The sequence below is a fragment of the Streptomyces sp. CA-250714 genome (genome assembly GCF_050936705.1).
Classification (GTDB): domain Bacteria; phylum Actinomycetota; class Actinomycetes; order Streptomycetales; family Streptomycetaceae; genus Streptomyces.
On the sequence record NZ_JBNJMI010000001.1, the window covers coordinates 1,181,064 to 1,199,927 of the forward strand.

Genomic DNA, 18,864 nt, shown 5'->3' on the forward strand with positions numbered 1-18,864 from the left:
TCGAGGTCAAGCCGAACGTGTCGGTACGAGTCGAACGGGGTCGAAGCGTTTCGACGGACGGCGCGGGAGCGAGGGGGGGTGCAAGTCGGGGCTGACGGGGCGTCAGCTCCGAGGGTGCGGCGGGCGGAGGCTGTGACGGGAAGGGTCGGCGGCGGGGCGGAAGACGAGGTCAGGACAGGTGAGGCGAGGAAGGCGCGGTACGGACGGTGGTGGTCATGAGGCGGAGCCGCGTGGTGCGGTGCTGGCGCGGGGGGTCAGCCGAGGGGGCAGCAGCGTGGCGTCGGGTACGGGCCGGCCGTTCAGCTTGGCCATCAGCAGGTCCACGGCCCGCTCCCCCACCTCCTCGGCCGGGATGGCGACGGAGGTGACCGGTACCGCGGCGTTCTCCGCCAGCTCGTCCGGACACACGGCGACCACCGAGAGGTCCTGCGGAATGCGCATCCCCGCCTGCTGGAACGCCTCCATCAGCAGGGGCAGCGCGGGCTCGTTGTGCACGACGACACCGGTCAGCCCTGGATACTCGCGCAGCAGTCGCTCGACGGTCTGCCGCGCGGCGGGTCCGGAGGGCTCGCACGGAAGCACCGTCGAGGTCATCCCGTAGCGGTGGGCGGCCGCGGTGAAGCCCGCCGCCGTACGCCGTGCGAAGCCCGTACCGCGCACATACACCTCGGGCGGGGAACCCAGCAACGCCACGCACCGGTGACCGAGTTCGGCGAGGTGGCCGAGGCAGCTCTCACCGGTCGCGGTGAAATCCAGGTCGATGCAGGTCAGTCCGTCCGCCTCGGCGGGGAAGCCGATCAGGACCGAGGGCAGCGGGAGCGTGCGGAGCAGTGGAGTGCGGGCGTCGCGCAGTTGGACGTCCATCACGATCAGCGCGTCCACGAGTGCGCTGTCCGCCACCCGGCGCAGCCCGTCCTCGCCCTCCTCCTGGGTGAGCAGCAGTACGTCGTGGTCGTGACCGCGCGCGGCGGTCGCCACCGCGCCGGCGAACTGCATCTGTACGGGCACATGGATGCCGCTGCGCAGCGGCATCACCAGGGCCAGCACATTGGAACGGCTGCTCGCCAGCGCCCTGGCCCCGGCGTGCGGGCGGTAGCCGAGTTCGCGGATGCTCGCCTCGACGCGGCGCTGGGTCGCGGCCGAGATGGAGCGCTTGCCGCTCAGCACGTAGGAGACGGTGCTGGGCGAGACGCCGGCCCGCCGGGCCACGTCCGTGATCTTGACCAACGCCCCCTCCTCGAACTGTTTCCGCTGGACTGTCGAATCGTTTCGACTGTGTGTCCCGAAGCGATTCGGCGCGGAACAGTAAGGAGGGGGCCGGAGCCTGTCAACGGTTGTGACAGAAGTGCTCTGTTGCCCCTGCAGGCGGCCGTGGGCAGCCGGCCGTGGGCCGAGGCTCAGTGTCGCGGCTTGGTCTCGTAGTGGGACAGGTCCGGTTCCTCCGCGCCCTGGAGTTCGGTGGCGAGATGGTGGACCGTCACCAAGTCGTGCACGAGGGTGCGGGTCCGCTCGGGGGGCAGCTCTGCGGTCCGCGAGATCTCGTCGAGAGTCACGGGCTCGCCGCCGTGCTGCTGCTCGGCGGTGACCAGCGCGCTGAAGACCTGTTCGTGCTCCCGCGAGTAGTCGGGGCGGCCCCGCCCCTCGTAGGGGCTGCGGGTTTCGGCAGGGCCGACCCCCTCGGGCCTGCGCTGCGTCTCCGCGGAGCTGTGTCCCTGCTTGCCCTGCCGCTGGGCCGGGGTCTCCTCGTCCCTGCCCGCGGATCCGCCCGTGCGATGGGTGCGCTGCTTCGACGCGCCCGTCGTCGCGTAGCGGGCGCTCGGCGTTTCCTCGGCGCGGTGCGCTTTGTGCGCTGCCGTACGTCGCTGGTCCTCGTCGCCCTCGACCTTCTTGCGCACCATGTTGGACCTCCTCGGGGTACGTGTGTTTTGTGCCCGCGCCGCTCCGGTGAGGGGGTGCCCCTGCGCGTCGTTTGCGGGCTGCGGGTGCGTTGTGGCTGGTCGCGCAGTTCCCCGCGCCCCTTACGGGGCGCAGCCCCCTATGCCGGGCCCGCGGATCGTCAGGGGGCGCCGGCTGTGCCGGTGCTGCCGGAGAAGAGGATGGAGGCCAGTTCCTCGTCCAGGGACTCACGGATGTGCTGGGTCACCGAGCCCTGGGTCGCCTCCTCCAGGAGCTCGACCACGGTGCGCGCCTCGTGGACGGCCTTCGGCGGATCGGCTCCGGCGCGCTGCGCCACGCGGTCGAAGAATTCCTGCCTGGACATCCGGACCCCTGTCTGCGGCACATCCGGCGCGTACTCGACGCGGCGCAGATGTTCTCCCAGCTCGGTCGGCAGCTGCGCGGCCAAGTGCTCGGCCAGCGGTGCCGGGATGCGCTCGGCCAGCGTCTCCAGGGTGGCGCGCGTACCGGCCTCGGCCGCGCCCCGGCTGTCGAGGTGGGCCCGCGCCTGCACCTGGCCGATGAACTCGTCGTGTTGCATGGTGCTTCTCCCTCACTAGAGCAGTGACAACACGGGACCCCTTCCAGCATGCGCGCCGCGCGACCGGGTCGCACATTCGGGCGAGCCACGCTTACCGGTGGGGCTTACCCGATGGCCCGGCGTACCCCTCAGCTCCCGGTTTACGCACCCGCCCCAGGGGTCACCCGGCAGCGCAGTCGTGAGCTGTGGAGGGAGGTCGGCGTGTCCACTGGAAGCTCCACCGGAAGCGGCGGGAGCCGGGTCGCGGTCATCACCGGCTCGGACTCGGGCATCGGACGGGCGGCGGCGGTTCGGCTGGCCCAGGACGGCATGGACATCGGTATCACCTGGCACGCCGACCGTGACGGCGCCGAGGAGACCGCCGCGCTGGTGCGGGACACCGGACAGCGGGCGGCGGTCCGGCACCTGGACCTGACGCGACTGCCGGAAGCGGCAGAGGTCGTGGACCAGCTCGCCGACGATCTGGGGCGCATCGACGTGCTCGTCAACAACGCCGGTACCGGCACCCGTACGCCCTTTGTCGACCTGGACTTTCCCACTGTCCGGGATGTGCTCGACATTGATCTGCTGGGCCCGTTCCTGTGCTCCCAGCGCGCCGCGCGCCGGATGATCGACCAGGGTGACGGCGGGTCCTTCGTGAACGTCACCAGCGTGCACGAGCACCAGCCACGGGTCGGCGCCGCGCCCTACTGCGCGGCGAAGGGCGGCCTCGGGCTGCTCACCCAGGTCATGGCGCTGGAGCTGGCCGAGCACGGCATCCGCGTCAACGCCGTTGCACCCGGTGAGATCGCCACCCCCATGACGGGCCAGGAGGACGAGGACGTGAACGCCGCGCCCCGGCCCGGCGTGCCGCTGCGACGGCCCGGCGACGCCCGGGAGGTCGCCTCCGTCATCGCCTTCCTGGCCGGCGACGAGTCCACATACGTCACGGGCGCCTCCTGGGCAATCGACGGCGGCATGCTGCGGATGGGCCCCCAGGCGGGCTCGCACCTTCCGGATGACTCCTGGCGCCGAGTCTGAACGCGTCGAGCGTGGGGCCTCCCCGGGCCGGGTCAGAGATCGGCCGGTCAGAGATCGCGTACGACGCGGGCCGGGTTGCCCACTGCCAGTACGCCTTCGGGAAGGTCCTTGGTGACGACTGCCCCGGCGCCGACGACCGTTTTGGCGCCGATGGTTGCTCCGGGGCAGACGATCACGCCGCCGCCGAGCCAGACGTTGTCGCCGATGGTGATGGGGACGGCCTTCTCCCAGCCCGCGCGGCGCCGTTCCGTGTCCAACTCGTGGGTCGGGGTCAGCAGTTGGACGTTGGGCCCGATCTGTACGTCACGGCCGATGGTGATCGGCGCGGCGTCCAGGAAGACGGCGCCGAAGTTGACGAACGTACCGGCCCCGATAGTGATGTACGTGCCGTAGTCGCAGCGGAACGGCGGGCGGATGTTGACGTTCTCCCCCAGCTCCCCGAGCAACTGCTCCAGTATCTTGCGCCGTTCGTCCGGGGGCGCGGTCTCGGACGCGTTGTAGGCCGCGCACAGCTCGGCCCGTCGTACGGTGTCCGCCCGCAGTTCGTCGTCGCTGGGGAGATACCACTCCCCTGCCAGCATGCGCTGCTTGTTCTCGCCCATGGGGCAACTCTCGCAGAGCGCCGGGGGCCTGCCCGTGCCGCCCCTTACCACGCGGGGTGAGGGGCGGCACGGGCACACCGAGGTCGCTCAGGGGCGAGGGCCGATGCCCCTCGGTCAGCTCCCGGACTCGGGGCGTTCGCCCTTGGGGCCGCGGCCGCGTTCCGTCCGTGGGCCGGAGGGGCGCCAGTTCGGATCGCGTTCCATCTCGCGCTTGGCCTCTTCGTTGGCCTCCTGCGCGTCCGCCGTGCCGCTCTTCTCCAGGTCCTTACGGCGCCGCGCACGGTGCTTGTCGTAGCTCTTGCTGCCGGGCTCCGGCACTGCGCTCACCTCGCTCGCTCGGATGGCCGCTCGTTCGAGCCGCCTGTGATCACTCGGGCTCCGGGGTTCCCCGCGGCTCACGGGGAAAACGCTGGGCCGGTCGGCGGAAGGCCGGAGTGGCCCGGCCCGCCGCGGGAAACCGGGCGCCATGGTGCACGGACGCCCGTGAACGACGGCGCGGGCGGTCAACGGCGTGACGAGCGCGAGGACGGAGAAGAACGATGGCCATGACGGGCGGGGTTCGCACCGGGCCGGTTCCCGAGAGTCTGCGGCTGCCGGGGATCGTGCTGGGGGTGGGGCTGGGCGGCTTCGTCGACGGCATCCTGCTGCACCAGCTCCTCCAGTGGCACCACATGCTGACCAGCACCAACGACGACCGGATCGGTGTGAAGTACTACTCGCCGCGCACGGTTTCCGGGCTGGAGATGAACACCGTCTGGGACGGCATCTTCCACACCGTGTGCTGGCTGGCTGTGCTGCTGGGGCTGGCGATCCTCTACGCGCGGGTCACGCACGGCCGCCGCCGGGTGTGGGGCTCGCGGGTGCTGTGGGGCTGGGTCCTGGCGGGCTGGGGGCTCTTCAACCTGGTCGAGGGCCTGCTCGACCACCAGATCCTCGGTATCCACCATGTGCACGGCGGCCCCTACCGGCTGTGGTGGGACATCGGCTTCCTCGTTCTCGGCGCCGTACTGCTGGCGGGCGGCTATCTGCTCCAGCGGAGCGGGCGGCCTCTCGACCCGGACGCGCCGCGGGGTGCGCGGGTTTCGGGGCGGTCGCTGTGACCGGCGGCGCTTCGCACCTGCCCGGGGTATCCGCCGTACTGCCCGCCGTGATCGCTGTGCTCCCCGCGGTCGGTTATCTGCTGCTGGTGTGCCGTACCCGGCGGCGCAGTCCGGAGCGGGGCTGGAGCGCCTGGCGGACGGCGAGCTTCGTCGCAGGGTGCGGTTTGCTCGCGTTCGCGCTGGTGCCCCCGTTCGCCATGTGGGCGCACCACGACTTCCGCGGCCATATGGCGCAGCATCTGCTGATCGGCATGTACGCGCCCATCGCGCTGGTGCTTGGGGCGCCCGTCACCCTGCTGCTGCGTACGCTGCCCGCGGCCCGGGCGCGACGGCTCACCGCGGTGCTGCACTCGCGCCCGGTGCGCGGGGTGGCGCATCCGGTGACGGCGCTGCTGCTGAACACCGGCTCCCTCGCGGTGCTCTACTGCACGCCTGTATACGGGGCGGTCACCGCGCACCCTGCGGGGCACTGGTTGCTGCACGTCCACTTTCTGGCGTCCGGCTGGCTGTTCGCGTGGGTCGTGGCCGGGCCCGATCCGGCGCCCGCGCGGCCCGGTGTCCCGGCGCGGCTGGTGGTGCTCGGGGCCGCGATCGCGGGGCATGCGGTGCTCTCGCAGCTGATGTACGGGGGCTTTCTCATCGACATCCCCGCGCCGGTCGCCGAGGTCAGGGGCGGGGCCGAATTGATGTACTACGGCGGCGACTTCGCCGAACTGCTGCTCGCGGCGGCCCTGGTGGCCGACTGGCGCCCGGTCCGTGACCCCCGGCCCGGACCCGAGGGTTCCGGTGCGGCGTTCCGCCCGCGGGCCGGCGCGGCGGGGCGCGGAGCTCGCGGCACCGGTACTCGGGCCGCGTAGGCGTCCGCTATGCCGCGTAGACGTCCGCTATATGGGCTCGGGCCGCCCGTATCGCGTCACGGATGTCGCGGGTGCCCGTCGAGACACAGAGCGTGTACGAGACATCGTCCAGCTCCTGCTGGTGGCCTGGCCGGGCACGCAGTGCCTCGTAGCGGTCGAGCAACTTTCGCAGTGTGTCGGGGTGGGCCATCATGACGACTCCTCGGTGGCGCGCGGCGGCGCTCGACGGGTGCGGGACTTGCCGAGAGGACCCGTGGCCAAGCCACGACTTCGGCGCATCCCGCCCAGTACCCGACGCCAAAAAGGGCAAAACTCTCAAAACTCAACAGTTTCCCCGTATGTTCGCTCTCGTTTCGTCTCCGCAGGCAGTGGGCACCCGGGCGCGCAGGGACGGAAAAAATGAACTGAGCGAAACAAGCGAAAGGAACACGCAGGAGGCTTGAGGTGACGTGATGGATTCCGTACCCGGGGTGCCATGCTGGGTCAGTCTCACTGTCCGCGACCGGCGGGCCACCGAGGAGTTCTACAGCGCCGTACTGGGCTGGTCCTTCACCGACAGCTCTCTCGGCCCCGGATTCCGCACGGCCACCAGGGAAGGCGAACCGGTGGCGGGCTTCAACGAAGCCGCCGTCTCCTGGCAGCTACCCGTCCGCTGGACCGTGTTCTTCGCCGTCGAGAACGCCGACCTCGCGTGTGAACGCGTCCGCGAAAGAGGCGCCACCGTCGCCGTGGGCCCGCTGCGCGTTGGCGACGGCCGCGCCGCCATGGCCGCCGACCCCTACGGAGCCGCGTTCGGCATGTGGCAGGGGGAGCTGCCACGGGGCTGGGCGGTCGGGGCCGGGCACGCGCCCGCCTGGCTGGAGCTGCGCACCGGCGACGCCTTCGCGGCGGCACTGTTCTACGGCGAGGTGCTCGACTGGACGAAGAACCCGAGCCATGGCGTCAGCTACGAGGAGCAGAACGACGAGGTGCACATCCTGGTGGACGGTGAGACCGTCGCCGGACTGCGCGGAGGCGGCGTCGAGGCCGCCCCGGACCCCCAGGTGCGCACCCGCTGGGACGTGTACTTCCGCGCGAACGACATCGACGCGGCACTCTCCGCCGCCCAGCAGACGGGCGGCACGGTGATCTCGCCCGTCCAGCACGCCTCGCACGGCCGGGTCGCCACGGTACGTGATCCGGACGGCGGCCTTTTCTGCCTGCTGGGCCCCTGACGGGCACGCGTGCGGGGTACGCGAGAGCCGCCGGACAAGCAGACGCGGAGGTGGGCGATGAGCCGGCAGCAGTCCAGGCGCGCGGGAGCGGACGGCCAAGTCGTCGTGGTCACCGGCGCCAGCGGCGGGGTGGGCCGCGCGACAGCCAGGGCCTTCGGGGCACGCGGTGCCGCAGTCGGGTTGATCGCGCGCGGCGAGGAGGGCCTGGCCCGCGCGGCGGACGATGTACGGGACGCGGGCGGTACGGCGCTGCCGCTCCAGGTCGACGTCAGCGACCACACGGCAGTGGACGCGGCAGCCGACCGCATCGAGCGGGAGCTGGGCCCGATCTCGGTCTGGGTGAACACCGCGTTCTCCACCGTCTTCGCACCGGTCACCGAGGTGAGCGCCGAAGAGTTCCGCAGGGCGACCGAAGTCACCTACCTGGGCTTCGTCCACGGGACGCTGGCCGCGCTGCGCCATATGGAGCCGCGCGACGCGGGAACCGTCGTCCAGGTCGGCTCGGCGCTCGCCTACCGGGGCATTCCGCTCCAGTCGGCGTACTGCGCGGCCAAGCACGCGATCCAGGGTTTCCACGAATCGCTGCGCTGCGAGCTGCTGCACAACAAGAGCGGCGTACAAGTGACGATGGTGCAGCTGCCCGGGGTGAACACCCCGCAGTTCACCTGGGTCAAGTCACGGCTGCCGCATAATCCGCGTCCGGTCGCGCCGGTCTATCAGCCCGAGGTTGCCGCGCGGGGCATCCTGTACGCGGCCGATCACCCGCAGCGCAGGGAGCACTGGGTCGGCGGCTCGACGGTCGCCACCATGCTGGGCGACAAGTTCGCACCCGGCCTGCTCGACCGCTATCTGGCCAGGACCGGCTTCGAGGGCCAGCAGACCGACCACACGCGCTCCCCCGCCCAGCCGGACAATCTGTGGAAGCCCGCGGACATGCGGCACGACTACGGCGCACACGGCGAGTTCGACGACGAGTCCGCCAGGCGCAGCTACCAGCTGTGGGCGTCGCACCACCACGGCCTGCTCGCCGCGCTCGGCACCGTGGCAGCGGCAGCCGTGGGTGCCGCGGCCGTGCGCCGGGCACTGAACGGGGCGTAACCGGATGGCTGGAACGGTGCGTAGCCGGATGGCTGCTCAGCCCGCTGACCGACCCCGGCGCGTCACCCCCGCTGTTGCCGCCCCTGCTGCAACGACTGCTGGTGACAGACGACGCAGACCATCCGGCGCGCCTCGGTCGTGGACCAGGCCTGGCCGGGGCTGGTCGAGCGGCGGACAGGCTCGGGCTCGCTGTGCAGGTGGCGCGCACACACACCCGCGCCGCAGTCGACACAGACCGCGACCGCGGGGGTCTGAGTGCCCTCCTCGGAGCAGTCGTAGCAGTGCATGACGCCCCCTCTCTCGTGCCGTAAGGGCGGACTGTGCGCAAGTTCCCCTACGCGCGTCGCCGTACGCATGACCGCGCCCGTTCGGCCCACCCGGCTCCCGGACCGGCAGAACGCAGGACCCGGGACCACGAGGAGTTGTCCATGAACGACACGCTGATACGTGACGCCGAACTGGTCGTCACCATGGACGGGGAGGAGATCCCGGGCGGCTGGGTTGCCCTCGCCGACGGCACGGTGACGGGGGTCGGCCACCCGGGTGACGAACCACCGGCCGCCCGCACCCTCTCCGCGCGCGGCGCCCTGGTGACACCTGGGCTGATCAACACCCACCACCACATCTTCCAGAACCTCACCCGGTCCTACGCCCCCGCTACCCGCTACGAGCTCTTCGACTGGCTGCGCACGCTCTATCCGCTGTGGACGGCGCTGGACGAGGAGGCCGTGGAGGTCTCCACCTGGGTGGGCCTGGCCGAGCTGGCGCTGGGCGGCTGCACCACCACAGCGGACATGCTCTACGCCCATCCGCGGCCCGGCCTGGTGGACGCCCAGATCCGGGCCGCGCGCCAGGTCGGGCTCCGCTTCCACCCGGCACGCGGCGCGCTGGACCTCTCCGAGCGGGACGGCGGCCCGGCGCCCGACGAGCTGGTGGAGAGCGTCGAGCAGATCCTGAGCGACAGCGAACGCCTCGTCGCCGCCTACCACGACCCCGCACCCGGCTCGATGCTCCGTATCGCCCTCGCGCCCTCCACCCAGGCCGCCGTCACCGAGCGGCTCATGGTGGAGACCGCACGGCTCGCCGAACGCCTTGACGTACGGCTGCACACCCATCTGGCCGAGGACCCGGGCGAGGAGCGGTACTGCCTGGAGACCTTCGGGCGGCGCCCCGTGGACCAGTTCGAGCACGTCGGCTGGGGCGGCGAGCGGGCGTGGGTGGCCCACTTCGTCTTCTCCGAGGAGGAGGAGAGGGCCCGGCTGGCGCGCTGGGAAACCTGCGTCGCGCACTGCCCCGGCTCCACCATGATGCTGGGCGCCGGCGCGGCGAGCCTCCCCGACCTCCGCAGCGCGGGCGTCACCGTCGGTCTGGGCTGCGACGGTTCGGCCTCGACCGATCACGCCTCCCTGTGGCTGGAGGCGCGCACCGCCCTCGCCGCCGCCCGGGAGCGCGGTGGCGCGGCGGCGGCGCGGGCACGTGACATCCTCCGCGCCGCCACCGTGGACGCCGCTGCCTGCCTGGGCCGGGGCGACGAGTTGGGCCGACTCCGCCCCGGCGCCCCGGCCGACGTCGTCGTATGGGACCTCGACGAGTTCGCCTTCGCCGGGGCGCACACCGACTTGGTGGAGGCGTGGCTGCGCTGCGGCCCCGTACACCCCCGGCACACCCTCGTCCAAGGCCGTCCCGTGGTGGAGGACGGCGCTCTCACCCTGCCCCACATCCGCGACATGCTCACTGCCCACGCCCGCCTCTCCCGCCGTATCCAGCGGCTGGCGGCGTGACCGGCGGCTGTTTGTCCCGTCAGCGGGAGAGCGCGGGTCAGTAGCCCGCCGCGGTGTGGACGGCGAGGGAGGGGAGTTGGCCTGTACGGAGGGTGTGCCAGGCGGTACGGAAGTCGGTGGTGATGTCGAGGGGGGTTGTGGGACCCGCCGAATGGGAGGTGAGTGTGGTGCGGGGGAGGTCCCAGGCGGGAGAGGTGGGCGGAGCGGGCTCCTCCGGGAGGACATCCAGCACCGCGTGCCCCACCTGACCCCGCTCCAGCGCCTGAGCGAGCGCGTCGGTGTGAACGGTCGCGCCTCGGCCGACGTTGAAGAAGGTCGCGCCGTCCATCGCCCCGAACAGCCCAGGGCCGAACAGCCCGGCAGTCTGCGGCGTGAGCGGCAGCGCGTCGACGACCCAGCGCGCTTCGGCCAGCACGCCTGCCAGTTCGGCTGAGGGGCCGCCCGCACCGTCCGGCGTGCCGAGCGCCACGACCTCGTCGAAGCCGGGCGCCGGGCGCGGGGTACGGGCAACGCCGACCGTACGGACGCCGCAGCGCTGGAGCGCCGCCCCGATCCCCGCGCCGATGCTGCCGGTGCCGAAGATGACGGCGAGGGTGCCGTCGGCCAGCTCGCTGGGCAGCCGGTTCCAGGTGCGGGACGCCTGCTGGCGCACGTAGTCGGGGATGTTCTGAAGCTCGGCCAGTGCCCAGGCCAGTACGTACTGGCCGATCCGCTCCCCCATCCGGCCGACCGTGCGGGTCAGCAGCGTCCCCGTCGGCCACGGGGTGTGCGCCTTGAGCAGCGCGTCGACTCCGGCGTAGGTGCTGTGCATCCACAACAGCCGCTCGCCGGGGGCGAGTCGGGGCAGGTCGGGGCCCACATGCACCCGGGGCCCTTCGCCGGTGCCCACCGGCCGGCCGGTGATCTCCTCGATCCCCTCGCGCACCGGCTTGGGCAGCGCGGCGTCGACTGTGACGACAGCGCCGTCGAGTTCCTGTCCGATCCGCTCGGGGTCCGCACCCTCGGTCACGCTCACCTCTCTTCTCCGCTCCCCGGTCTGTCCCGTCACGACGACGCGGTGATACGCCAGTTGCCGACCTCGCGGTACTGCGAGTCGTACACGACCGAGCCGTCGCCCGGCTCCAGCGCGTAGTGGCGCAGATTGCCGCCCCAGTACCGCAGCACCCGTCCCAGTTCTGCCGCGGCCTCCCCCTCGCCGCGCATCTCGCTGGTGTCGACCTCGAGCACGAACTTCATGCCTCGTCTCCTTCTCCCATGCCATGGGGCGCACGCCCCGGAGGACCGCGCCCCCTGGCACCTTCCATCGTTTCATTGAACTGCTTTTGGGGACTTGTGACTGCTGGCCGACTGGTCCAGTAGCGTGCGGGGCAGGCAAAGCCTCAAATCCCCTCGCACGGTGCGGGTCGGGTCGCGGCCAGGCGTGCCCGCACCGGTCGCCCACGCAGGGCTGCCACCGTCGCGACGTCCCGGCCACACCGACCGCGCGATTGCGGCGCACTGCTCGACATGGTCGACAGCGCGCTGGACGTCCTCCAGCGCCACCGCGCGCGACGAAACCGTGGCCCGGCCGCACGGTCGTGGGGCCTCACGCGGAAGTCAGGGTGGCGGGTTAGTCGCTCCGGGCTGGGCTCGGGACTGGTGTCGCGCAGGCGGCGCCTCCGAGGCCAGGCCGGGAAGACTCAGCCGTCGTCGTCCGCTTGGTCTTCGTCCTCGTAGTGGATGTTGCCGTCTTCATCGAGCACGGGGTGGAGGGGGCCGGGGGCATGACGGTTGACGTCGGATGGACGCGGCCCTTCGGGTCCGTCAGGCCCCCAGCGCAGCAGGCGGCGGGTACGGCCGATCCGGTAGACGGTGCCCAGGACCTCCAGTTGGTTGACCCGGCCGGTGCGCAACTGGTCGGCGGCCTCGGCGTACGCGGCCAGCTCTCCGTCCGCGCCGTCGGCGTTCTCGGCAACCCGGGTACGGGCGTCGACGTCTCCGTCCGCGTGCATGGGGATGAGACCGCGCCGGCGCGGCTCCCACCACGTCAGGGTGAAGTCCAGCGTCTTCCGGGCGTCATGCGCACTGGCGTGCAAGCCGCTGCCCGACGTCCATTCCGTATCGGTCCGCTCCACGACCTTGAACGTCGCGGGCAGCAGCAAGATGTCCGGGTGGGTCTTCAGGGCCCGTTGCGAGTCGAGCAGCACGTCTTCGGGGTACCGGGAACCGGCGTAGGCCATGTCGCGCAGCGTCAGCCGTTCCGCGGCCTGGGCCGGGGTGACCGGCGCGTCCGGATCCAGGACCAGATCGTCATCGATCTTGGCCTCCCTGGAGCCGCGGTTCCAGTCGGGGTTGACAGGCTCCGGATCGGTCGGGCGCGGCTGCTCGATGCCGTTCGGGCCGATGCCGGCGTACTCCTCGGCGCGCACGATCCGGTAGCGGGTGCCCAGCACGGTGAGCTCGTCGACGCGCTCGCTCTCCAGCCGTGCTACCGCCGCCAGCAGAGCACGACGCTCCGCCCTGTCCTGGGCCTCGTCCTTCGCACGGAACCACAGCAGCGAATTCAAGCTGTCGCGCGCCATCTGCGGACAGCCGACCGACACCGCGACCACCACCCGCCACCGCGGCCCGTCGTCCGCATCCTGTGCGGCAACACCGAACAGCGGGCCACGGACCGCCACACCGCCGGCCTGCACCGCGGCATCAACCGCGTCCGCTTCCACGGCGGCCTCGACCGGTTCCACCGGAACCCGCACCACCACCGGCCGCACCCCGCCCGGCCCCACATCCCCAAGGTCCATGCCCCCATCCTGCCGACTGCGGCATGCCCCTAACACGTATTCCTCGGAATCCGTACGCCCTGGCTCAGGGCGCCGGCGCGGAGCGGGATCGAGCCAGGGAGCAGTGCACGCACTGGTAAGGGCGAGGCCCCGCGGGTCTGCGCTGTCATGCCCTGCTCCCGCATCCGTCGAGGGTGGTACGCGATCGTGCATGCGCTGGACAGTCCAACAGCCGCAGCGAGTTCGCGCATCGACGTATCCTCGCCGTACTCGGCGACGCACGCCCGGCCCGGGCGCTCCGGGCTATGAGGATCTGCGTGCCCGAGAGGCTGGTCACAAGCTCCTCGTACTGTGCCGCTCGTGTGCGCGCACCTGGTGTCGCAGCTCAGCTCGGGCCGCTGACGCTCCGCCTGGGGCCGCGTTGAAATACGGGTGCCAGACCAGGCGCACAGAGAGTCGGTACATGCGGCGGCGCAACGTCGTCACGTCGCGCGGACGTGCTGCGAGTTCCTCGTACGTACGGTTCCAGGCGTGCTGGAGTTGGATGAGGTCGTGAGGGAAGGGGGCTGACCGCATAGCCCAGATTGAAGCAAGTGTTCGAATTTCTTGTCACGTCGAACCGTTGCACTCTGACAACACACGCGGTTCGTGAGCGGTTGCCGCATCCGGGCTCCCCACGGTACGGGGCCTGCCTTCTTTGCCCAGTCGAGGATCAGCACGGAGTCGGGCTTCGGCTCAACTGTCGGCGGCCGTGGAACCGCCATAGACTCAAAGGGCCGGTTCAGGAACGTGGGAGCTGGGAGTTCGCGTCCCGGACCGGGGGCCGGGGGGATGGCCACCCCAGGAGGACGCGATGTGGCGGCAGACCAGACTGGCCGGTGAATCGGCCGACTACCTCGACGCTCGCGAAGAGCTGCGCCTGGCCGAGATCGACCTCATGCGCCACCGCGAGCAGGTCGCGGCCCGGCGACGGGCGCTCCCTCAGGGGCCACCCGTCGACGACTACGTCTTCATCGAGGGCCCCGCCGACCTCGACGCCGGCGACGCACCGGTCCGTGAGGTCGCTTTGAGTGAGTTGTTCACCGCCCCGGACCGCCCACTGATCGTCTACCACTTCATGTACGGCAAGCTGCAGACCGACCCCTGCCCGATGTGCACCCTTTGGATCGACGGCTTCAACGGCATCGCCCACCACATTGCCCGTAACGCCGACTTCGCCATCGTCGCGGCCGCCGACACGCCCACCCTCCGGGAGCACGCCCGCAATCGCGGCTGGCACCGACTACGGCTGCTGAGCTGCGGCGACAGCACGTTCAAGTACGACCTGGGCAGCGAGGACCAGGACGGCGAACAAGACTCCACCATCTCCGTCTTCACCCGCGACGGCGCCGGCACGGTCCGCCATTTCTACTCCACTCACCCCAGCATGGCCGACGACATCGACGAGCGCGGCATCGACCTCCTGACCCCCGTCTGGCACCTCCTCGACCTGACCCCGCAGGGCCGCGACGACTGGTACCCGAGCCTCGGCTACTGACCACCGACGACCGGCAGCGCCAGCGCCAGCTCCAAGCATGAGCAACGTCAGATCTCCCGGGGGCGTGCTATGGGCGGCCGAGCGGATTCGCACCAGTGCCATACGGCCTCAGGAACGCCGTTGACCGCCGGGCTCACGGCGGACCAGTTCAACTGACACAACGCCGAACGAAGCGGACCAGATCGGCTTCCGGCGGATCGCCGGTGACGGGGAGGAGGCCCGGGCGGAGTGGCCTGCGCTTTTGCCACTCGGCGCGCTTTTACCACTCGGGATCGCAGCGCGGAGTCGCTGCGGGGTCGGAAGTGAGCGGTCCGCTGCTCGGGCGGGCTGTCGTCCGAGCAAGTCAGCCGTTTTGCGGCCCGGCTGGTTCGGACTGTTGTGCCCGCTGGTGGGCGACCTGTTCCCGCAGCGCGGTGACTTCGCTGCGGAGTTCCTCCACCTGCCGGTGCAGCGCCTGAATCGCGACCAGGGCGATGCCGTTGGCGTCGGTGCAGCAGATGGTCCGGTCGTCCTCGCCGACCTGGAAGGCCGCCCACCAGTCCTGCGCCATGGGCCCGATGTGCCGTACGTGCGGCGGATCCCAGTGGTAGCGCCAGGTGCTCACTGGAAGCCGCACTACTTGCTCGAGCACATGGTGGCCGTTGACCGGCGCGCCCGCACGCACGGTTTCGCCGGTGGCCCCGGACGCCAGCCCTGCGGGAGACGCCTCCTGTCGGCGGGTTTCCCTGACCGCCGACGGGGTGCGCATCCTGGCCAGCACGCCACGCAGGAACCAGCCGTTCACCGGTCCCAGACCACCGGAGTGACGGCGGTCTTCAGCGCCCGGTCGGAGGCCCGACGGGGTGCGGGCGCAGCCGTCTGGGAGCCGCCCGACTGGCCGGAGCCGCCGGCCGCGTCGAGGTTGGTGTCCGTCGGGTCGCGCCGGGGCGGCCCGGTGGGCGGCAGTACGAAGTCGTGGGAGCAGTTGAGCGAGGAGTCGTTGCCGAAGTGGAGAATCGGCCGGTCGCAGCCGGGCTGCGGGTGGTTGTCCTTTGGCCCGAGGCAGTACTCCGGCCACAGCACGGGGACCAGCGAGTAGCCGCCGCAGCACAGCGGCAGCACGAAGAACCGCTGCGCGTCGGCCGCCTTGCCGGTGGCGCCCGGATCCTGCGCATCGGTGAACGTCATGCCCTCGCGCGGGTTCTTGTCGTTGACGGTCAGACGCTTTCCGGAGCTCTTGTTCTCCAGGCTGAAGACGGTGTTGTTCTTGATGTAGCCGTCCAGATGGACGACCCACAGGTGCTTGTTGTCGGTGATGCCCTCCAGCGGGTCCATGGCGATCTGCAAGTCGCCGCTCTGGGTCAGATAGCCTCCGGTGACCCGGTGGATGATCATGATTTCCTTGCCGTGCTGCACGGACCTGACGAAGGTGTCGAGGGTATTCGAGTACACTGTTCTCTCCTTTTCGGGATGCCCGCGGTAAAGCCGTTCAGCGGCTGGGGCGGAAGTGCCGGGAAACGCGGCCTGCCGTGATCCGGGCCTGGCATCGGCGCCCGGTGGACTCCAGCGGGAATGCCGCGTGTGCGGCGGCCTCGCGGGTCTATGGATGTCGGCTTGAGGTTGATTCCCTCACTTTTCCGCACCGAATCGGACAGGTCCGGGGGCGCACGGATGCGGGATCGGCGCGAAGAGCCTGAACGTGATTATCGGGAATACGCCCGTCAAGTCCCCCTCAAATCCCCCTCAAGTGAGGACACAACTCGCGCACCGCCCCGGAAGAGACTTTTCCTGCTTTTCCTCATCCCTTCGCCCTGCCGTCAGGTGCAGGAAGAGAGCGCGCTTGGGATTTACGTCCTCGGCCTTACCCGAGAAATTTCTGCCTGGCGAACTCGTACCGGCGAAATCACGACGGGGGAAGAAGACAGGGTGCCCGACGCCGTCGTCCGCCGCTCCTCGGCTGCGGGCGTCACCACGTGACGGTGGCTGTGGCGCCGGTGGTGCTGTGGGTGCCGTCCATACCGACAGAGGTGACGGTGAGCGTGGTGCTTGTGGCGTCGCTGCCTCGGTCGAGCTGGGCGACGTAGTACACGGTGTTGGGAGTGGCACCGAGGTGGGTGAGGGCACCCGTGCTGCCGCGATGGACCTCGTAGTGGTGGACCTCCGCCGCGGAAGAGGGGGGTGTCCACGACAGACGCAGGGCCTTGCGGTTGGGGGCGAGCGTGGTGGGGTGGTCGATCGTGAGACCGGTTGGAGGTGGCGGCGCGGTGAAGTCCTGGTCGTGCACCGCGAGTTGGCCGACCCTGATGTCGTAGGCGAGGTCGGTTGTGGCGGACCGGGCCAGTGCGAGCCTGAGGCCGAGCTGGACGACCGTCTGGCCGGTGTAGGCGGACAGATCAGCGGTGTAGGTCTTCCAGCCGCTGGTCGAGGTGGTGCTGAGCGGTACGGGCACCAAGCGCTCCGGTCGGCTGTCCAGAGCAATCAGGGCGTGGAAGCTGAAGTTCTGGTCGGAAGGGGTCTTGGCCCGGACCGTGAGTTTCGTACTGCCAGTGGCGGTGAGCTGCGTCTGGTACAGGCGCACCGCGGAGTCGTATCCGGGGGCCAGGGCGCCGGTCAGCCGCAGGCAGGAACCGCCCTCCCAGGCTTCCTCGAAGCACAGCGAGGCGTACATACGGGAGTTGCCGGTGCTGCGGGTGATCCACCGGTAGGTGGGCAGGGCGTCCTGCAGTGACAGGTTGGCCCAACCGTCGGCGCTCTGATCGGTCCTGGCTCCGGCATGGTGATAGGCAGTTCCGTGACCGGCGTTGAAGTGTGTGACGAAGGGGATGCTCAGCACGGTCGTGTGCTCGGCGATGTGGGCGGCGATTCCCGGCCAGCCGGAGTCGGAGGGATCGTGGCTGGGGCCGGTCCAGTAGTCGGCCTCCGCTCGGTAGAAGTAGTCCAGCCAGGTGTCTTTGGGTTCCTTCGGCTGGTTGGAGACCGTGTGCGCGGCGTACAGGGCCAGCGAGCCGCGGTGCTTCGTACCGGCGGGGCAGACCAGTCGCGCTCGGGCCGGGTTCTGGGGGACCTTGCGCACGAGTTCGAGACCATAGTGCACGTCGTACGGGTCGCGTCCGATCTTCTCTGCCGTGGCGATGGAACGTGCGATGTTGTCGTTGCCCCACTCGTAGTCGATGAAGATCGAGTCGCAGACCTTCTTGGTCCCGTCCTGAAGGTAGAACTCGTTCCTGCCGATGCCGGTGTCGGTGTCAGTGTCGGTCAGTTCGTAGCGGAATGCCTCGTACCAGACGAAGTCGAGGCTGGAGCGGGCGTTGGCGTAGGCGAGGACGTCACGCAGCCTCGCCTCGGTCTCGGCGTCGGTGGGCGTTTCGTAGTTGATGAACCAGCCGTCGAATCCGAAGTAGTCGGCGACCGCGATGAGCGCGTCAGCGACCGGGTACCGTTCCTCTCCCGTACTGGCACCCGCCTGGACGAAGTCCTTGACCCAGTTCGGGTTGCCGCCGGCGTCGGGCGGCGGAAAGAAGACACTGCCGTAGACCTTGACCCCGTTGCGGTGCGCAGCGTCGGTGACGTGCCCGTTGGGTGGACAGATCAGCCCCTCGTCGGCGACGCCTGCCCAGAAGACCAGCGTGTCCACGTACTGCCAGTGGCTGAAGGCGTAGTACCGGTGATCCGCCACGCCCTGGGACGGGTTTCGGACAGTGCCCCAGAACTCCGCGCAGGACATGATCCGGCCCTCGCCCGCGCAGGCCTTGCTGTTGGCACGCAGCGACGACTTCTGCACGCGCGGGTGCAGCGGGACGCAGCTGCGGTTGAAAGGCGCGTCCGCGTCCGTGGCGGGCGACCAGTCGAGAATGCTTCGGCCGTTCGACGGCAGATCCGTGTCGCCGGGGTGCCAGTACGGCACGTACGGGGGCTCGTCCTTAGCGATCGGGTGGTCGGTCGGGGCTGCGTGGGGCCGGGCGTTGTCGTTGCCGGAAGCGGGGGAAGCCATGATGTCCTGTCTCCTTGCTGTGGTGTCCAAGCTGCTGAAGTGTTGTCGTTGTCGAGGCGGCGTCCTCGTTGTCGAGGCGCCTTCTCCCAGCACAGCGGAATGCCTCGGTCCGTCACCGCACACCGGCAAGCGGCCCCGCTCGGGGGAACGCGTGGCTCGCCGCTCGGCGACCTGGTCAGGCTCTGCCCGACCGCCGGGGCATCAGGTCCGGCAAGTGGTGACAGAAGTGCGCGAGGTGGCGCGGGACAGCAGTACGGCTACTTACCAGCGCGAGGACGGCCCCTACAGTTCGGGCAACCGCGCATGGCACCATCGCGCCCTTCTCCTCGCTCCACCGCCTCGTGTGCCGACCGTCGGAGGCATACCCGCCACGATCAGGCCGTGTGCCCCCCTTATGAGCGGCACCGCAGTACACCGGGGCCCTCCCACACCACGCGCACACTCCAGCGC

General features: G+C 70.4%; 20 protein-coding genes. 7 read left to right on the forward strand and 13 right to left on the reverse strand.

The genetic code is table 11. The annotated features are described in order from the left end of the window. Nucleotides 1–213 precede the first annotated feature (213 nt). From ACQEU8_RS05340 to ACQEU8_RS05350, 3 genes are all read right to left on the reverse strand, one after another. On the reverse strand, nt 214–1,227 hold the full coding sequence (locus ACQEU8_RS05340; protein ID WP_433097335.1) for a LacI family DNA-binding transcriptional regulator: 1,014 nt from the start codon (nt 1,225–1,227) through the stop codon (nt 214–216). A 170-nt stretch (nt 1,228–1,397) separates the two neighbouring features. Further along, a complete protein-coding gene (locus tag ACQEU8_RS05345; RefSeq protein WP_433097337.1) occupies nt 1,398–1,898 on the reverse strand; it encodes a hypothetical protein in 501 nt (166 codons plus the stop codon). A 158-nt stretch (nt 1,899–2,056) separates the two neighbouring features. Then, nucleotides 2,057–2,476, reverse strand: a complete 420-nt coding sequence (locus ACQEU8_RS05350) for a DUF2267 domain-containing protein (RefSeq protein WP_433097339.1) — start codon at nt 2,474–2,476, stop codon at nt 2,057–2,059. A 201-nt stretch (nt 2,477–2,677) separates the two neighbouring features. Here ACQEU8_RS05350 and ACQEU8_RS05355 point away from each other — a divergent pair, with 201 nt between their 5' ends. Continuing rightward, nucleotides 2,678–3,496 (forward strand): SDR family oxidoreductase, encoded by an 819-nt coding sequence (locus ACQEU8_RS05355; RefSeq protein WP_433097341.1) that lies wholly within the window; start codon nt 2,678–2,680, stop codon nt 3,494–3,496. Between the two features lie 47 nt (nt 3,497–3,543). Here ACQEU8_RS05355 and ACQEU8_RS05360 read toward each other — a convergent pair whose 3' ends face one another. Further along, on the reverse strand, nt 3,544–4,098 hold the full coding sequence (locus tag ACQEU8_RS05360; RefSeq protein ID WP_433097343.1) for a sugar O-acetyltransferase: 555 nt from the start codon (nt 4,096–4,098) through the stop codon (nt 3,544–3,546). Nucleotides 4,099–4,212: 114 nt separating this feature from the next. Then, the gene (locus ACQEU8_RS05365) at nt 4,213–4,416 is read right to left on the reverse strand and encodes a hypothetical protein (RefSeq protein WP_433097345.1); all 204 of its coding nucleotides are present in this window, start codon (nt 4,414–4,416) and stop codon (nt 4,213–4,215) included. A gap of 227 nt (nt 4,417–4,643) precedes the next feature. Here ACQEU8_RS05365 and ACQEU8_RS05370 point away from each other — a divergent pair, with 227 nt between their 5' ends. Both ACQEU8_RS05370 and ACQEU8_RS05375 read left to right on the forward strand, forming a co-directional pair. Beyond that, on the forward strand, nt 4,644–5,198 hold the full coding sequence (locus tag ACQEU8_RS05370) for a DUF2243 domain-containing protein (RefSeq protein ID WP_433097347.1): 555 nt from the start codon (nt 4,644–4,646) through the stop codon (nt 5,196–5,198). Nucleotides 5,199–5,245: 47 nt separating this feature from the next. Next, nucleotides 5,246–6,055, forward strand: coding sequence for a cytochrome c oxidase assembly protein (locus ACQEU8_RS05375; RefSeq protein WP_433097349.1), 810 nt, complete (start codon nt 5,246–5,248; stop codon nt 6,053–6,055). A gap of 7 nt (nt 6,056–6,062) precedes the next feature. Here ACQEU8_RS05375 and ACQEU8_RS05380 read toward each other — a convergent pair whose 3' ends face one another. Then, a complete protein-coding gene (locus ACQEU8_RS05380; protein ID WP_433097351.1) occupies nt 6,063–6,248 on the reverse strand; it encodes a DUF5133 domain-containing protein in 186 nt (61 codons plus the stop codon). A 259-nt stretch (nt 6,249–6,507) separates the two neighbouring features. Here ACQEU8_RS05380 and ACQEU8_RS05385 point away from each other — a divergent pair, with 259 nt between their 5' ends. Continuing rightward, the gene (locus tag ACQEU8_RS05385) at nt 6,508–7,269 is read left to right on the forward strand and encodes a VOC family protein (protein ID WP_433097353.1); all 762 of its coding nucleotides are present in this window, start codon (nt 6,508–6,510) and stop codon (nt 7,267–7,269) included. A gap of 57 nt (nt 7,270–7,326) precedes the next feature. Continuing rightward, a complete protein-coding gene (locus tag ACQEU8_RS05390) occupies nt 7,327–8,367 on the forward strand; it encodes an SDR family oxidoreductase (protein ID WP_433097355.1) in 1,041 nt (346 codons plus the stop codon). A 62-nt stretch (nt 8,368–8,429) separates the two neighbouring features. Here the strand turns inward: ACQEU8_RS05390 and ACQEU8_RS05395 are convergent, their stop codons facing one another. After that, entirely contained in the window at nt 8,430–8,654 is a 225-nt protein-coding gene (locus tag ACQEU8_RS05395) for a DUF2180 family protein (protein ID WP_433097357.1), read from the reverse strand. A gap of 141 nt (nt 8,655–8,795) precedes the next feature. Here ACQEU8_RS05395 and ACQEU8_RS05400 point away from each other — a divergent pair, with 141 nt between their 5' ends. Then, nucleotides 8,796–10,148, forward strand: coding sequence for an amidohydrolase family protein (locus tag ACQEU8_RS05400; protein WP_433097359.1), 1,353 nt, complete (start codon nt 8,796–8,798; stop codon nt 10,146–10,148). A gap of 37 nt (nt 10,149–10,185) precedes the next feature. Here the strand turns inward: ACQEU8_RS05400 and ACQEU8_RS05405 are convergent, their stop codons facing one another. From ACQEU8_RS05405 to ACQEU8_RS05415, 3 genes are all read right to left on the reverse strand, one after another. After that, nucleotides 10,186–11,163: an NAD(P)-dependent oxidoreductase gene (locus ACQEU8_RS05405; protein WP_433097361.1), complete on the reverse strand. Its 978-nt coding sequence runs from the start codon at nt 11,161–11,163 to the stop codon at nt 10,186–10,188. Between the two features lie 29 nt (nt 11,164–11,192). Beyond that, nucleotides 11,193–11,384 (reverse strand): hypothetical protein, encoded by a 192-nt coding sequence (locus ACQEU8_RS05410; RefSeq protein WP_209208816.1) that lies wholly within the window; start codon nt 11,382–11,384, stop codon nt 11,193–11,195. 443 nt (nt 11,385–11,827) lie between these two features. Next, nucleotides 11,828–12,928, reverse strand: coding sequence for a DUF5954 family protein (locus tag ACQEU8_RS05415; protein ID WP_433097363.1), 1,101 nt, complete (start codon nt 12,926–12,928; stop codon nt 11,828–11,830). Nucleotides 12,929–13,760: 832 nt separating this feature from the next. On the opposite strand from ACQEU8_RS05415, the gene ACQEU8_RS05420 reads away from it, so the two are divergent. Further along, nucleotides 13,761–14,444, forward strand: a complete 684-nt coding sequence (locus ACQEU8_RS05420) for a DUF899 family protein (RefSeq protein ID WP_433097365.1) — start codon at nt 13,761–13,763, stop codon at nt 14,442–14,444. 343 nt (nt 14,445–14,787) lie between these two features. Here ACQEU8_RS05420 and ACQEU8_RS05425 read toward each other — a convergent pair whose 3' ends face one another. The 3 genes from ACQEU8_RS05425 to ACQEU8_RS05435 all read right to left on the reverse strand — a co-directional run bounded on the left by ACQEU8_RS05425 (nt 14,788) and on the right by ACQEU8_RS05435 (nt 18,414). Then, nucleotides 14,788–15,228, reverse strand: a complete 441-nt coding sequence (locus ACQEU8_RS05425) for a tail fiber domain-containing protein (protein WP_433097367.1) — start codon at nt 15,226–15,228, stop codon at nt 14,788–14,790. Next, nucleotides 15,225–15,875 carry a hypothetical protein gene (locus ACQEU8_RS05430; protein WP_433097369.1) on the reverse strand — a complete coding sequence of 217 codons (651 nt, stop codon included), beginning with the start codon at nt 15,873–15,875 and terminating at the stop codon, nt 15,225–15,227. Before ACQEU8_RS05430 ends, ACQEU8_RS05425 begins: the two co-directional genes overlap by 4 nt. Before the next feature lie 514 nt (nt 15,876–16,389). Then, on the reverse strand, nt 16,390–18,414 hold the full coding sequence (locus tag ACQEU8_RS05435) for an endo-beta-N-acetylglucosaminidase (protein ID WP_433097371.1): 2,025 nt from the start codon (nt 18,412–18,414) through the stop codon (nt 16,390–16,392). Nucleotides 18,415–18,864 lie beyond the last annotated feature (450 nt).